The following is a 15,000-nucleotide window of genomic DNA, read 5'->3' as shown; positions in this document are numbered from 1 at the left end:
GCGCTGTCGATGTGTTGGCCGTAGTGGCCATGGTGTTGGTAGCAATTAAATTTTGGCGGGTAGATCTTGTCGGGTAGGGCGGCGCTGATGAATAGCGGATGTTGGTTTAGCTTGCTGATAATAATATTAACCAAGCAGCGAGCTGCGGCACTGTCGTCATCTAACTGCAGATTGGCTTTTTGGGGCGCAGCGAGTTGACCGGCGCTGTGGGCGCCGTGCTGCCAGTTGGCGCCGTCGAGGGTTTTGCGAAAATGCGCCAGCTCGCTCGGGCTGAGTAAATTATTAATAACGGTTAGCATGGTGGTCCTCAGCGGCAGGTGAACAGGCAATCGCGGTTGATGTCCGCTATTTGCGGGTAGCCGCATAGCGCCATGGTTATTTCCAATTCCTCTTTTAGTAAGCGCAACATATGCGCGACGCCGAGCGCACCAGCAACTGCGACGGCAAACACTTGTGGGCGACCGATAAGCACTGCATCAGCGCCGAGGGCAATCGCCTTAATAATATCGCTGCCACGGCGAACTCCGCTGTCTAGTAAAATCGGAAAATTCTCGCCCAGCGCTTGGCGAATGGCGGGCAGCGCGTCGATGCTGGCCGGTAAGCCGTCTAGGCAGCGACCACCGTGATTAGAGACAATAATGCCGTCGATACCCATATCGGCGAAGCGTTTGGCGTCGTCGGGATTGATCACACCTTTAATAATAAGAGGCAGCTTGGTTTCTTGTTTTAGCCAGCGCAGGTCTTGCCACTGGGGAGCCTGTGCCATGAGCTGGTGAATAAGTGAGCTTGGTCCCGCGGAGTTCGGCAGCCCGTTAGTTGGTGCCGAGGGTAAATTCACGGCCTGAATTTCTGGTGGCAGGCGAAACCCTGCACGCTGGGCGCGATTGCGCAGACCGTTTAGTGGCGCGTCCAAGGTGATGACTATGGCGGTGTAGCCCGCGGCTTCAGCTCTTGCCAGCAGCGCTAGGGTGTCTTCGCGGCTCGGTTGAAAATACAGCTGAAACCATTTTGGCGCATCGGTTTGGGCGGCGATATCTTCGATGCTAGCGGTGGCAAGGGTACTGACTACCATGGCGGTGTCCATCGCATCTGCTGCTATAGCGGTCGCGATCTCGCCGCTGGCGTGACAGAGCTGTTGATAGGCCAGTGGTGCGAGTAAAAAGGGGTGGGCCAAGTCGTGGCCCAGTAGGGTGATCTGTGTGCTGGCGGCGCTGAAGTCTTGCAGTAAGCGTGGCTTTAACTCAATTCGATTAAAGGCACTACGATTGCGATCAAGGGTGTATTCGTCGGCGGCACCGGCGGCAAGGTATTCGTAAATATCGTGGGCGAGGAATTCCTTGGCGTAGCGCTGGTAGTCATCGAGGCAAACGATATCGGCGGGAATATTTTGCAAGGGGGGGGTGTATTTCATTACTGAGTTCCAGGTTTATATAGAAAGCGCTGTGCCCATGAACGTTGGGCACAGCGCAAGGCGAGTTTAGAACTCGTATTCCACGCTTAGGTGGGTATTGCGGGCGTCACCAATATACGTAAAGGCGCCACTGCGGTAAGCCGCGAGGTAGTAGTCTTCATCGGTGACATTGCCAATATTGGCTCGGGCTTTAAGCTGCTCGTTAAACTGGTAGCTGGCAAAGGCGTCGAACACGGTATAGCTCGGCACTTCGTAGGAGTAATCACCCGTTGCACTATTAAAGCCAGCGGCGGAATCGGGTTGGCCTGCATACAATTCACTGGAGTAAGTCAGTGTGCCGCCAAAGGAAAACTTGGGGCTGGCTTGGTAGCGTAGTTGCAGGAATACACTGTCGTCAGCGAAATTACTTAATACGCGGCCTTCGGTCTCGGTGTTATAGGATTCGAGAATTTCCGATTCCATAAAACTGGCGCCGAACTGGGTACTGAGTTTATTGCTGATATTGCCGACCAAGGAGAACTCCACACCCTGTACGCGGTTTTTTCCAGTGTTTAGGGTGCCGAGGGTGGCATAGTCATCGTCGACGCTTTCCATAACATCATCTTTGGTGATTTGGAAAATGGCCGCGGTGGCTAAGAGTTTGTCGTTGAGCACATTCCACTTCGTGCCCAGTTCGAGATTAGCGGTCATTTCAGGTTTGCTGTTGGCCGCTTGTTCTGGGTCGCCACATAAACCGCCGTAGCCACAGCTGCCGCCGACATCAGATTCGCCGCCATTGATATTCGCGGAGGTGCTGTAGGTCAGATAGACATTGGCATCGTCATTGATTTTATACACCGCGCCAATATGGCCATTCCATAAGGTGTCGGAATATTTGAAATCTAAAAGGGTGCCTCGGCTGTTGACGGTATTGTCGTAATCGAAATCGTCTAAGCGAATGCCTGTGAATAAAGACCAGTCGTCACTTAATTCAATGGTATCCATCACTGACAGCGAAATAGTTTCGATATTGTAATCTGAGTCTTGCTCACCTTTAGTAATGCTGCGGCCCATCAGGGTATGGATATTACTTGGGGTATTGCCATTGGCGTCGGTGGTGCAATAGCCGGGCCCCGCGCCGCCGCGACCGCTGACAATACAGTTGCTGGTGCCGTTGTTCGCGACGTTGTACACGCCATTCACGACATTGTGCTTAGACAACTCAACCCCAAATACCAGCTGGTTTTTCCGCCCCGCGATATCGATATCTTTAAAGAAATTAAATTGATTAACGACGTACTCTATTTCTTGCCAGCCTTGGTGGGTGCTCAGCGACGCGGTCGCTGCACCGGGCGCGTCGGGGTCGCTGGCGTCGCGATTGGTGCCGCGCGCGCCGGTTGTCACGTAGCCGTTCTCGGTAGTCCCGTAGCGCAGTGCATTCTCAATTCGGCTGTTCGCATTTATCTCGTAATTGGCGCGCAGGGTGGTGACGCTGACCGTTGACTTAAGGAAATCCTGCTCCTGCAAATAGACGGGGAAATCGTCAACTGGCTTACCACCACCCGACACTATATAGGTTCCTAGATCAGGGCTGTCTTCGGCTTTTAAATAATAAATGTCGCCAATTAACTGCAATTTTTCTGTGGCTTGGAATAGGCCTGAAAGGGCAAGGCCACGCCGGCTTTTATCGGCGGGCTCGCGGTCGGGAACATCTTTAAATGAATAGAGCAGATTGGCGCGCAACGCGATGTCGTCGCTCACGGAATTATTGGCGTCGAGGCTCAGTCGCTGGTAATTGTCTGTGCCGATACCGGCGCTCACTTTATTAAAGTCGTACTCGGTGCTGGCTTGCTTGGTGATGCTATTGACTGCGCCGCCGGTTGAGCCGCGGCCTGCGAAGGTAGAGCTAGGACCTTTGGTTATTTCAAGCTGCTCGGTAGCAAAGCTCTCGCGGGTGGTCATGCCGGGGTCGCGAAGGCCGTCGACAAAGACATCGCTGCGGGCCTCGTGGCCACGAATAATATAGCGGTCGCCAAAGGCGTTGCCGTTTTCGCCAGTGCCCAGGGTAATACCAGGTTGGGCGGCCAATACGTCACGCAAATCCGATTTGCCCGATTCTTTAATTTGGGTCTGGGTCAACACATTGATGGTTTGCGGGGTGTCGGCCAAATCTTTTACGTGGCGGCTATCCCCAGATACTTTGGCTTTATAAGGTGCGCCCGCTTCCGAGTAGGGGTTGGTGTCAACGGTGCGCTCCTCAATTTTTAAGGTGTCGAGCACAAAGGCGTCGTCACTCTGGGCAAAGCTAGCACTGCCCATTAACAGTGTGGGTATGCCTATCGCTAGGGCGCTGGCGCGGGGTTTGGCGCGTACTGTTGTTAACTTGGCCGGTTTTAATGTGGTTTTCCTTGTCATGCTTAGTCCTCATGGAAGTCATTGGTGATTAGGGCGTACTCAATAGGTATTACGAGATGGATCTCTTCTTTTTTTATACTTGCAGGTAGTGGCGGCAGCGGTGAGGCGTCGGCGAGCATTTGCAGCGCCGCGTCGTCGAGGTCGCCATGGCCAGAACTGGTTTTAATTGATGCGGCAAAAATCTCACCGTTGCGGCGGATGCCGAATTTCAGTGTCACCACGCCCTGGGTTTTGCGTTTTTTTAACTCGGTGGGATAGCGTTTGTATTGGTTCAGCTGTGCCATTACTTGGCTGAAATAGTGCTGACTATCTCCGGTTTTACCGCCGGCGCGGCGTTGCTCACCTGAGCCGCTGCCGCGGACCATGGCTTTTGCTGCGGTGTCGGGACGTGTGTTTTGGTGAGTTGTAGCATCAGGCTTAGCTGTTTCTGCCTTGGCTTGGCGGCTTGCTGAAGCGTCGGCGGCGCTTTGATAACCGTCTACTGCCGCCTCGGCTTTTACTTGCGCCGTGGGCGCACTGATACTTGTCGCGACTTTTTCCGGCAATTGCGCAGCTTTTTCTGCGGGTTTTCCTTGAGGTTTGGTCGGCGGTTTAGCTGGCGCGGGTGTGGGTTTTAACTTAGGCGCGGGCTTATGTTTAGGCTTGGGCGCGGGGCTAGGCTCGGGCACGACCTCACTCTGCGCGATGTGTTTGGCGACGTCGGCATAAGAACCACTCATGCCGAGGCCAATTTCTAATCCGTCTCTGCCCTCCCCGTCGGCGCCAATAAGCGGTGTTGGGCGCGGTGACTGCTCGGCGAGGTAAAGCAGCGAGGCGTGTACGCCAACTGCAAATACAAAGGCAATGATCCATGGGAGCTGGCGCATTAGTCTTGACCACCGTTGCGGGTGTGCAAGTTAATGCTGAGCTGCGGGTAGTTAGCCATCACGCCTAGCGCGAGGTGTAATTGCGCCGCGCTCAGGTTTTGGTCTGCATACAGGGAAACCTGTGTTGGCTCTGCGCTAGGCAGCTGGCTAAAGAACTCGCCCAGTGCTTGCGCGCTGGTCGCGTGCGATGTAGCCGCTGTTTGACTAAGAAATATTTCGCCTTGCTGGTTAATAATGATTTTGATGGCTTGGCTATTCTCGACCTTGCTCTGACTGCTACTGGGCAGCTGCACCGCGCCGCTTTGCGCGGTTTTAAATTGCCCCGCGACCATGAAAAAAATCAGCAGTAAAAAAACAATATTAATCAAGGGGATTAAATTATTGTCGTTGCTGCTTTTGGGTGTTTCCGGCAAAAGGCTTCTAGTCATGGTGCTGGGCACCTGCGGGCAGTGGTTCGCCTAAACTCACCTGCGTAAAACCGGCGGCGTTAAGTTGCTCTACGAGATCAACAATATCCTGAACGCGCAACTCGGCGGCGGGTAGCAGGGTGACTGCTTGCGCCATACTGGCAAGGGTATTGAGTCCTGCTAGGCTGCTGAGCTCGGTCAGTGAGGTATCAAAATATGCAAAGTGGCCATCTTTATAAGCCAGTAGTAGTTGGGGCGCCCTTGAGCTACTCGGCGCAGATACCGCTTGCGACTTTTTGACCGATATAAATTGTTCTTTGCTAAAAGTCGATGTCAGCATAAAAAACATCAATAGAATAAAAACCACATCAATCAAGGCCGTAAGACTAATGGCACTCTTGCGACGGGGCGTGTTTAAGCTCGCAGCCATTGACAAGGCAAGTGCAGTGCTCACGCTGGCTCGCTCGCTTCTTTGGCGGCACTGCGAACTGGGTTTGGCGTCTGGCTGTGCAGGGTGAAGGCGTATTCGATAGTATTTTGAATCGCTTGGGTTTGGCGTTCGCTGCAGCGCTCCAACCAGCTGTGCAGTATTGAAATCGGAATTGCCACGATCAAGCCCGCTGCGGTGGTCAGCAGCGCCTGCCAAATACCGCCAGACAGAATTGCGGGGTTAACATGCTCGCCCGCTGCTTCCATTGCTCGGAACGCTTCAATCATGCCCAGCACGGTGCCCAACAAGCCGAGCAGCGGCGCGAGGGTGGCAATGACCTCTAAAATACGCAGGTGGCTGCTGAGTTGTTCTGCCTGCAGGCGAGCGCCGCGATAGACCTCATCGCGGGCTTGCTGCAGGCTTAAATATTTATTGCTGAGTATTTGCTGGCAGCGGCTTAACACCTTAGCGGAGGGGTTTGGGTGGCCATTGATGAGCATCAAGGCCTCAGGCTTTTTACCTTCTTCAATTAACTTGAAGGCTCGCGCTGCGGCGCGGTCATTGAGTTTAAAGTGGCCAAATAGCTGCCATATCTTATAACTGGCAACAGTTAAACCCATAAGGGAGAAGGTTAATAGCAGCCATATGACAGGGCCGCCCGTGATAAGAAGTTGCACCATAGCGAGACTCGGAGTTTGTAATCTTAATCGTAGTGATAATGATTATCATTAAGATGTAAAGCGAAGTCGCTGTCAATACCCTGCCCAAGTTTTTTGTAAAGGGCTTTGAACTGGGGAATTTGATCGCAATTGAGAATTAAGCGACTTTGGGCGGGTAAACGAGAATGAGAACGAGAATGGCGCTGTTATGCCCTTAGAATGGAGTTTCTAGGGGGCAACCTTGATCTATGTGAATTTAGGCGCTGCGCCAAATACCCAATCCATCGGGTAAGAAGTTTAAGTCACGGTCATCGCGCAATTCATAGGCTGACAATCCGACCACACGTCCCTGTCTGGTAAAAAGCGGACGGTCAAAAACCTTGAACTTTATGGAAGTCTGTAGGCTCTTTCTACAGCCTCAACGCCTTGCTCATCTGCCTAGCAAGTTGGCATGTATTTTTGCTCCGTAAAGATGGTGGCGGCTGGCGGAGTGCCGGTGCAGCAACTTGTTTGCGCTTTACCTGAATTTTTCCAGATATCTTGAAAATTCGCCGAAAGCGGCCGCCGACTCGAATATGCAGATTGACGAAAACTAGCTCATAGCGGGTATATCAGGTTAGTTTTGTGTTAGGTCGCTTGTGATTTAAGGATACCCATTACACATTCGTAGGCTTGCTCGATATCAACGGGTTCATCTGCTATGACGTCAGCATACATAAAACTTTCACCAACTCTTACTAGCAAATACGCTAATGAATGTACCGGCATTCTAGGAGCTAACGTACCGTTGTCGACTTCTTCAGCTAGCATCAGCTCGACGCCTGCCACCATGTATCCCTGAATTGGCCCTTTCTTGGTGGTTAGCAGTCTCAAAGCACATTCAGGTTCATTGCTTAATAGAAAATGCAGCGCATTGCTAGTGCGAACCAATTCAAAAAGTCGATGACTGATTGCTCCAATCCTTTCGACGCCTGCTTTTCCGTTGCCTGCTTCTAATGCTAAATCAAGCATAAAAGTAAACACATAGAGCATTGCAGCACCGAGTAAATCGTCTCTACGTCGAACTTTTCGATGAATAGTAACTCGTGAAACACCCAGATCGGCAGCCATTTGAGTAAGGTCGACGCGTTTTTCAGATAGTACTTTATCAACGGCGTAAAAGAATATTTCGTCCGGAATTTCTGGGAAGGGGTGGGGCTTTGTCGGATCGACTAGCGCCTTGTAGTTAATGTCCTTGATGGCTGGCATCGTTATAAAAATAGACCCATTCTGATTTAGGTGGATAGGATACCAGAGCAAGTCGAAGTACTGTTAATCGTGAATAGGTAAATATCCTAACAACACCTACATTAAGAATTTCAAGATGGGGAGATTTTATCTCGCAATGTTACGTATTGATATATGTAACATTGTGAGATAAGGTGTTCATCTATCCAGTTGAATACTCCTTATTTAGACAGATCGATATAAAAAGAGACTTTCGATGCGAGACCACGAAAATCCTAAAAGAGCGGCGGCTGCAACGGTATTAGATTGGCTTGACGAACATAAGCCTGAAGAACTGATTGAGCTCTATAAGAACGCGCCTGAGCCAAGTACCTTGGCTCCCCTAGATTGGGTGATTCAGTGCCGTGGTATGGCTCTAATAGGTTTTCGCCGAGGGTTTCTTTCCCGTTGGTTGCGGCGAGCAACTAGAAGTAATCGATTTCCCTGGCAAGGAAAGCGCTTCAAATCTAACAATGCCATGCACGGCAAAGGAATTAATGATCTGCTGCTGGGTAAGAGATTCAGCGCGCTTGAATTTGAAACTAGTATCGCCCCGTCGGTTATTGATGGCCGGAACTGTGTTTCAGTTGACTACAATTATTCGGGAAATCGAAACCCTTGGTTTCAGCGACCAATGCTTGATGAATTGAGGGAAGTTTGTCCAGATCTTTACATGGGGCCGGTGACATATCGATTTCGAAAAGCTCGTCGAATAACGTGCTTTTTTTCCGTCCATACTGGTAGGGCCGATAAAGGGCAGTGTGATTTCAACTCATTAGACTCAAAACCCGAAAATTCATCAGCCAATGCAATCCGGTCAATATGTTATGTGCTATTTGCGCTTCTGCTGGGTTCAGGTTCAGCTTGGTCTCAAGAACAACAAAGTTCTGATGCAGCACAAAAGTTAGAAAACATCCGCTCTAGACCGCGCTTGCTTGAGGAAGTCCTTGTTACGGCCACTAAGCGTGAAGAGAGTGTACGGGACATACCTGTGAGTATTGTAGCCTTTAGAGGTGAAGATCTTCGGGAGTTGGGAATCAACGATTCTGAATCGATCGCAAAATTTACTCCCGGCGTGACAACTGCCGCTGGTACGGATTCTGAGTCTGTCAGAGTTATTATTCGCGGGGTTTCTACAGGAGCCCTGCTCAGCTATTTCACGCGGACGTTCGGAATTTTCTATGAAGATATTTCATTAGTTAATCCTACCCTGGTAGGTGTTCAACCAAACTTTAATCTTTACGACCTCAAAACTGTCGAAATGTTAAAAGGCCCGCAAGGCACATTGTTTGGGGGGTCGGCTTTGTCAGGAGCAGTTCGTTATATCCCCAATAAGCCAGATTTTGAGGAAAGCTACGGTAGTTTGGCGCTTACCACTGGTTCGCATTCTCGCTCTCATGATAACTCTGAAAGTGTAGAAGCGATGTGGAATCAACCAATAGGCGAGCACTTTGCGGCAAGAATCGTTGGAAGTCGAGATAAACGCCCTGGTTATATAAACGATACGCGCAATAATCGTCAAGATACCAATTCCAGTCAAAGTGAGCAAATCCGAGGAATTCTTTCGTGGGAGCCTTCAGATAATCTTGAAGTAGAGTTAAATGCAGCGCGTCGTACAAGCGGGCAGGACGATAGCTCTTATTCTAATGTTCCGTATACTCCAACTCACAATGAGCGCTATTTTCCTGATGCGGCAGACGCAACATTAGACGTGGGTTACCTGTCCACGCAGTACAATTTTGAAAGGTTGTATACGAAGCTCATCCTTAGCCATTTGAAAAAAGAGTATTTCCAGCAAGTTGATTTTTCAACTTTTACTGGCAGTTCTCAGGCCGGTAAGGGTGTTTACAATCAATCTCTTTCCTCATCAAAGCAGCCTAGCGCAGAACTTCGATTCGTATCAGTGACCCCAACAGAGGCGTCTTGGGCGATTTTTGATAATTGGAATTACGTGTTCGGTTATTACTACACTCGTAGCGATCAGCACGGTCTCATTAGTTTTGGAACAGAAGAGACCGACGATTTCTTTTCCCTGCAGGGAGATGCTTTGGCGGAAGAACATGCGATCTTCTTTGATTTGACGCGAACACTTTTTGGTCGCTTAGATGTAGGTTTTGGTGGGCGATTTTTTAAGCAAAGTACTGACGCTGAAATTTTTTCCCAAGTAGAACCTGGCCCATTGCAGCAAGGTGGAATCCTTGCAGATTTACTTCCGCCTATTCCGCTACCAGATAGTTTTTCAGGTTTAGTTCAGGGAAACGAAGTCAATCGTGATCAAGCCAGTATCGAAGAGACAATATTTAACCCCAAGCTGACATTACTGTTTCACTTAACGGATGAAATAGCGCTCTTCGGTTCAGCAGTAAAAGGTTTCAGATACGCCGGTTTGAATACCAATGTCAGTCAAGATCCTGATGCACCACTGCTGTTTAAGTCTGACAGCATATGGAATTACGAGTTGGGTATTCGAAGCGAATGGTTCGACGGCGTGTTGCAAGCAGACTTTACAGCCTTCCATCTCGTCTGGACGGACATGCAGATAAATCAGTTGGATTACCTAGGTGTATTTGGCTATATAACGAATGTCGGTGAGGCTCAAAACACTGGAGCAGAACTTTCCGTTATCTCGCTTCTTCCTTGGGGATTCGCCGTCAACGTGAACATGTCCTATGTCGATGCCCGCACGACTGAACCTTTTGAAGATTATTCGGGCAATATTCCTTCTGGAACGGAATTGCCCTTAAGTTCTCCATTTTCGGGTTCTGCAGTTTTACTTGGATATTGGGCAACTCAGCATGTTGATATCTCCGGTACGGTGTCCTACACCTATCAAAATCGTAATTTCAGTACGCTGTCACAGACCTATCGACACCCAGAAATAGATTCCTTAGGAGTAAGCCTGAGAGCCAGTTTTCCCTCACTTCCTATGGAGCCTGCTTTATCTTTGAAAGGAACTAACCTGACTAATAATTTCAAGCCAGTCTTTGTACAGGACACGCCCAATAGCAATGGCGTCTTAGCGGTTCATAGTGCGCCGCGCGCGATCAAGCTTGGTTTAGAGTTGAATTTCTAAGGTGGTAGATCAGTGCGTCGTTTAGTTGGGTTAGTTGTTCTTGTGCTAGTACCTATCGCCTATGGTGAAACAGGGGGTTGGGAGTCAATTCGCGTTGAAAACGGCATCGAAGTTTTTTCTCGCCCAGTCAAAGGAGTCGACTACAGGGAGCTGCGGGGCGTGACAGAACTGCAAGCGCCCGTGTCTGAAATACTGAGCTTCATGAAAGATATTTCGGCTATCCCAAAAATAAATCCTTTAATTCAGAAGGTGTACAGACTTCAGGGCACGAGCGATGCAACGCTAATTTATATGTTAATGAAGATGCCGTGGCCCGTCAGTGATCGGGATGTAATCATTAATCGTTCATTTTCTGAAGACAAGAAATTAAACTCGGTGGTTATTCGCGAGTACGCCACTGATGGATTAGTCGCAGTAAAGCCGGGTGTCGTTAGGGTCACGAGTATGGAGCAGAGCTGGTCATTACACGCGATAGATGAATGTCGAGTGACTATAGACTTTCGAAGCCTGGCCGACCCAGCAGGAGCAATTCCAACCAGTATCGTCAATAGGCTCTCTCGAGACGCTCCGTTTACAACGCTTAAGAATCTAAAGCGCTTGGTGATGACACGAACTGATCGACAAAAGAGTACTTTATGCGCCGAAAAGCCAGAGTGGGTTCCGACCAGCGTTAACCGTAAAAATTTTTAAGACAACCTATAAAGGAAAGAAAATGAGCTCAGACAATACTAATAAAGCTTTATACGCCCGAGTTTGGGGTAATACGCTATTTCGGCGGATTTCCGCATTTCTCCTACTTTTGCTCGCAATTCCGACGACTGTTCTGTTGGTGTTGGTGCTGAATATTGCAGCGTCCGACAAGTCCAGCTATGACCGCACAGATTTCGATATTGCGACTGTGCGACTAGATTTCGATGCCGATGGTATTGAGAACCAGCTAGATAATTGCATCATCGTTCCTAATGCTAGTCAGGCTGATGGGGATGGTGATGGGCTAGGTGACGCCTGCAGCGGGCAATGCCCTAATGCCACTGCAATGGCAATTTACAATAGCTCTGCGCAAGATTTTGATGAATTGTTTCTAATGGCCAACACCGCGGGCCCAATGCCTGACAGCGGCCCAGCAGCCGGCTTTGGGCCGATAAAACAGCCGGTTCTATACGGTGCATTTGATTCTCCGAATGTAGGTAAGTACTTGCTGGGTGGCTGGGTAGGTAAAAACCTTCATACAGACGAAGAAGGAGGCGTTGCGTACAATAGGATCTTGTTTGGCCTTTTAGACTTTTGGCCGCATAAAGTTAGTTATGGCACTTCCGTTTGGGATCAGAAATCGGTAATCAAAATAGTCGCTGCCTGGCCTTTTGACCGCTATCCAGATGAAGTTCGTATGCTGGAAAAAGGCATTTATCTCGGATATTCCCTTAATACTTCTGACGATCATCATGCCATTATTCGGTGGGCATTAGATTTCCGCTGCCCAAACGCACTTCCGTTACCATGGAATAACGCCTTCGAAAAATAAACATGCCAGAACGTCAAACTAAAATCGGTGTAAAGTTTGAACGGGGCATAGAAACTAATTGAAGCTGATCACTTAGGCCCCACCCAGATATCCGACTGTTTAGAGTGAGAGCAAGCACACTCTATTAGAAGCTGACTGTCTGCTTTCGATGGTGGATTCAATGGATCGACAATTAAGAGCAGCCAAGTTTGAATGTCTGCTTAACTTGAGACTTCACTTAGATTTGGTGTCCGCTAATTACCAGGAGTTGACGGCCACCACTTCTTATATGTGTTCTCTCCAGATTTCCATGGTTTAAAATTAGTTTCCCACTTTTGTTTAATGCCTTGCTTGCGGCCCCGGCTGCTCAAGTACCTATTTCTCCGCCAGAAGTTTAGGCCCCGTCACCATCGCAATAATATCGACGTACTATCAAGCCTAAAACCGGAGCCAATATTATACCTTAAAATACTATAAGCTATTGATTTGTAAGTATATATTTGCTTTTCTCTCATTCGGGCTATAACTAAGTGAATCACAGTCGGTGCTTGATGTTGGCAACTAGTCAATGGGCCTGGTCAGAAACCTTCGAATTGGAGTAACAGAAGTGCTCATTTATATTGAAAGTGATTCACACGATGAATTCCAATGGCGAAGCCCAGAGCGCATTTATGTACCACCTGAAGCGGATGTCACAATACTTGCCGGTGATATACATAACGGAACGAAGGGAATAGAGCTAGCTTAGCAAATAGCCTGTCAGGTTATTTATGTTGCGGGAAACCACGAGTATTACAGGTCGAATATTGACATCATGGAGTATGATCTTCGTCGGGTGGCCGAAGGTTATGAAAATATTCACTTCCTGCAAAATGATGTGGTAACTATTGGGAGTGTCAGAATTCTTGGTACGGTACTGTGGACTGATTATGACCTCTATGGGAATAAAAGATCTGGCCATGAGCGTCGCTGACCAACTACTGGCTGATCACTGCCTGATATCCAAAGGATATGGGAAAATGCGGTCACTTTTTAGTGCTGCGCAAGCTGAGAAAGTGCACCGTAGGTCTAAGGACTGGCTTGTCCGTGAACATAAAACTATCGTCGTTACACATCATGCTTCGAACGCCGAATCCGTTGACCGTCGTTTTCGTAATGACCCGCTGACACCAGCCTTTGTTTCAGATTTGTCTGAGATATTGAAGGTACATTGCATTGACCTTTGGGTGCACGGACACATGCATAACACGTCTGACTAAGTCGTACACGGAGCACGAATTATATGTAACTCGCGAGGGTATCCAGGTTCAACGGAAACGGCAGATTTTCATGAAGGGTTAGTCGTCGAAATATAGGGGGCGGGGACTCAGCCCTTAATGATTGTTTGGATAATAAACTAACGATAGGCTATATTGGTCGCGCAAAAGGTCAGTCAACCACGTCTAACGAAATCAATGCGGGTGAGTGCTATTTATTTCTTTAAATTCAATGGCTTGCAAATTCTCATTTAGATGCGATATCCAAAAGTAAAAACAATGGAGTATGGCAATTACAAGTAATAACCTATTCTCAATTACAAGAATTTTCCCTCTATTTTCAACTCTTTAGAATAACCCGAATTCTCATTTGTGCAGCAATTCCCCAGAACTGGGGAATTGCTGCGCAAATGAGAATTAAGCGACTTTGGGCGGGTAAACGAGAATGAGAACGAGAATGGCGCTGTTATGCCCTTAGAATGGGTAATCACCCCGATAAATAGCTGGAGCGATAAGTAGAATTTTCTAATAATAGTTTGAAGGAGATTCTGCATGAAAGTACCCCGTTATTCAGATAGCCAGATTATGGCCATTCTTAAGCAAGCTGAGGCTGGCACCCCAGTACCCGAGCTCTGCCGGGAACACGGTATGAGCTCGGCGAGCTTTTACAAGTGGAGGGCCAAGTATGGCGGGATGGACGCGTCGATGGTCGCCCGCCTTAAAGAGCTTGAGGATGAGAATCGTCGGCTAAAGAAAATGTACGCTGAAGAGCGCCTTAAAGCCGAGATTATTCAGGAAGCCATGGCAAAAAAGTGGTGAAGCCGTCTCAGCGTAAAGAGATGGCTCAGCAGGTAGTTGCTAGTCGAGGCGTCAGTATTCGACTGGCTTGCAGCGCATTTAAGGTCAGCGAGTGCTGTTATCGCTATCAGCCTATTATGTCGTCAGAAAACGAAGAGATTGCGGAATGGCTAATCCAGCTAACAGAGCAATATTCTGATTGGGGCTTTGGCCTCTGCTTCGCTTATCTCAGGAATGTAAAAGGCTTTGCTTGGAATCATAAACGGGTCTATCGCATTTACTGCGAGCTAGCATTGAACCTTCGCATCAAGCCTAGACGGCGACTCAAGCGTAATAAGCCGGAACCATTGAAGGAGCCTTTGCGCCCTGACCAAGTGTGGTCAATGGATTTTATGCATGACCTGCTATCCGACGGCCGCAGCTATCGATTATTCAATGTCATTGATGATTACCGCCGAGAAGGAATTGCCATTGAAGCTGGCTTTTCATTGCCATCAATCAGAGTTATTCGGGTGCTAAATCAACTGTTGGAGTGGCGGGAAAAACCGGCAGTAATTCGCTGCGACAACGGGCCGGAATTCATTAGCCACGAGTTTACACAGTGGGCATCAGCGCTGGGTATCCGCATCGAATATATCCAGCCTGGTAAGCCACAGCAGAATGCATACATTGAGCGAGCCAACCGCACGATCCGTTATAGCTGGGTGAGTAAACACCTATTTGAAAGCTTGGAACAAGTTCAAGAGTATGCAACCGAGTGGCTTTGGTTTTACAATCATGAACGCCCCCATAAAGCCAACAATGGGAAGCCACCATTGATGGCTGCTTAACTTCTACTTTGAGCATCAGCTAAAAATGGGAGGATTACCACTTGACAAGTGCAAATAATTAACCATTTTTCAAAACTTTTATTTTCAATTTCAACGGAACAAGGTATGT

At 48.6% G+C, this 15,000-nt stretch carries 11 protein-coding genes and 1 pseudogene; 4 read left to right on the top strand and 8 right to left on the bottom strand.

Features of this window, described 5'->3' with window-relative positions:
* The 8 genes and pseudogenes from ABYT30_RS07955 to ABYT30_RS07920 form a co-directional block, all read right to left on the bottom strand.
* A pseudogene (locus ABYT30_RS07955) lies at positions 1–299 on the bottom strand (PKHD-type hydroxylase); the annotation flags it as partial.
* Positions 300–307: 8 nt separating this feature from the next.
* Positions 308–1,411 (bottom strand): alpha-hydroxy acid oxidase, encoded by a 1,104-nt coding sequence (locus ABYT30_RS07950; protein WP_373095907.1) that lies wholly within the window; start codon positions 1,409–1,411, stop codon positions 308–310.
* A gap of 66 nt (positions 1,412–1,477) precedes the next feature.
* Positions 1,478–3,805 carry a TonB-dependent receptor gene (locus ABYT30_RS07945; RefSeq protein WP_373095905.1) on the bottom strand — a complete coding sequence of 776 codons (2,328 nt, stop codon included), beginning with the start codon at positions 3,803–3,805 and terminating at the stop codon, positions 1,478–1,480.
* A gap of 2 nt (positions 3,806–3,807) precedes the next feature.
* A complete protein-coding gene (locus tag ABYT30_RS07940; protein ID WP_373095903.1) occupies positions 3,808–4,671 on the bottom strand; it encodes an energy transducer TonB in 864 nt (287 codons plus the stop codon).
* Complete coding sequence (locus tag ABYT30_RS07935) at positions 4,671–5,099, bottom strand: ExbD/TolR family protein (protein ID WP_373079125.1); 429 nt, start codon at positions 5,097–5,099, stop codon at positions 4,671–4,673. The genes ABYT30_RS07940 and ABYT30_RS07935 overlap by 1 nt, the downstream gene beginning before the upstream one ends.
* Positions 5,092–5,532: an ExbD/TolR family protein gene (locus ABYT30_RS07930; protein WP_373079123.1), complete on the bottom strand. Its 441-nt coding sequence runs from the start codon at positions 5,530–5,532 to the stop codon at positions 5,092–5,094. Before ABYT30_RS07930 ends, ABYT30_RS07935 begins: the two co-directional genes overlap by 8 nt.
* Entirely contained in the window at positions 5,529–6,188 is a 660-nt protein-coding gene (locus ABYT30_RS07925; RefSeq protein WP_373079121.1) for a MotA/TolQ/ExbB proton channel family protein, read from the bottom strand. Before ABYT30_RS07925 ends, ABYT30_RS07930 begins: the two co-directional genes overlap by 4 nt.
* Positions 6,189–6,794: 606 nt before the next feature.
* On the bottom strand, positions 6,795–7,415 hold the full coding sequence (locus tag ABYT30_RS07920; protein ID WP_373079119.1) for a QsdR family transcriptional regulator: 621 nt from the start codon (positions 7,413–7,415) through the stop codon (positions 6,795–6,797).
* Positions 7,416–7,650: 235 nt separating this feature from the next.
* On the opposite strand from ABYT30_RS07920, the gene ABYT30_RS07915 reads away from it, so the two are divergent.
* From ABYT30_RS07915 to ABYT30_RS07900, 4 genes are all read left to right on the top strand, one after another.
* Positions 7,651–10,506 (top strand): TonB-dependent receptor, encoded by a 2,856-nt coding sequence (locus ABYT30_RS07915; protein ID WP_373079117.1) that lies wholly within the window; start codon positions 7,651–7,653, stop codon positions 10,504–10,506.
* Between the two features lie 12 nt (positions 10,507–10,518).
* Complete coding sequence (locus tag ABYT30_RS07910) at positions 10,519–11,196, top strand: START domain-containing protein (RefSeq protein ID WP_373079116.1); 678 nt, start codon at positions 10,519–10,521, stop codon at positions 11,194–11,196.
* Positions 11,197–11,218: 22 nt separating this feature from the next.
* Positions 11,219–12,028, top strand: a complete 810-nt coding sequence (locus ABYT30_RS07905; RefSeq protein WP_373079115.1) for a thrombospondin type 3 repeat-containing protein — start codon at positions 11,219–11,221, stop codon at positions 12,026–12,028.
* 1,787 nt (positions 12,029–13,815) lie between these two features.
* A protein-coding gene (locus tag ABYT30_RS07900) for an IS3 family transposase (RefSeq protein ID WP_373084895.1) occupies positions 13,816–14,891 on the top strand; the annotation gives its coding sequence in 2 pieces (ribosomal slippage) (positions 13,816–14,077 and positions 14,077–14,891; 1,077 coding nt in all).
* Positions 14,892–15,000 lie beyond the last annotated feature (109 nt).

It is taken from the genome of Zhongshania sp. (assembly GCF_041623545.1).
Classification (GTDB): domain Bacteria; phylum Pseudomonadota; class Gammaproteobacteria; order Pseudomonadales; family Spongiibacteraceae; genus Spongiibacter.
Note: the sequence above shows the minus strand (reverse complement) of the source record. Positions and strands in the feature narration are given on the sequence as shown.

What these genes read in the sequence shown, in the direction of transcription:
- ABYT30_RS07935 (WP_373079125.1), bottom strand. Translation starts at nt 5,099, where the DNA reads ATGACTAGAAGCCTTTTGCCGGAAACACCCAAAAGCAGCAACGACAAT.
- ABYT30_RS07940 (WP_373095903.1), bottom strand. Translation starts at nt 4,671, where the DNA reads ATGCGCCAGCTCCCATGGATCATTGCCTTTGTATTTGCAGTTGGCGTA.
- ABYT30_RS07920 (WP_373079119.1), bottom strand. Translation starts at nt 7,415, where the DNA reads ATGCCAGCCATCAAGGACATTAACTACAAGGCGCTAGTCGATCCGACA.
- ABYT30_RS07915 (WP_373079117.1), top strand. Translation starts at nt 7,651, where the DNA reads ATGCGAGACCACGAAAATCCTAAAAGAGCGGCGGCTGCAACGGTATTA.
- ABYT30_RS07950 (WP_373095907.1), bottom strand. Translation starts at nt 1,411, where the DNA reads ATGAAATACACCCCCCCCTTGCAAAATATTCCCGCCGATATCGTTTGC.
- ABYT30_RS07905 (WP_373079115.1), top strand. Translation starts at nt 11,219, where the DNA reads ATGAGCTCAGACAATACTAATAAAGCTTTATACGCCCGAGTTTGGGGT.
- ABYT30_RS07925 (WP_373079121.1), bottom strand. Translation starts at nt 6,188, where the DNA reads ATGGTGCAACTTCTTATCACGGGCGGCCCTGTCATATGGCTGCTATTA.
- ABYT30_RS07945 (WP_373095905.1), bottom strand. Translation starts at nt 3,805, where the DNA reads ATGACAAGGAAAACCACATTAAAACCGGCCAAGTTAACAACAGTACGC.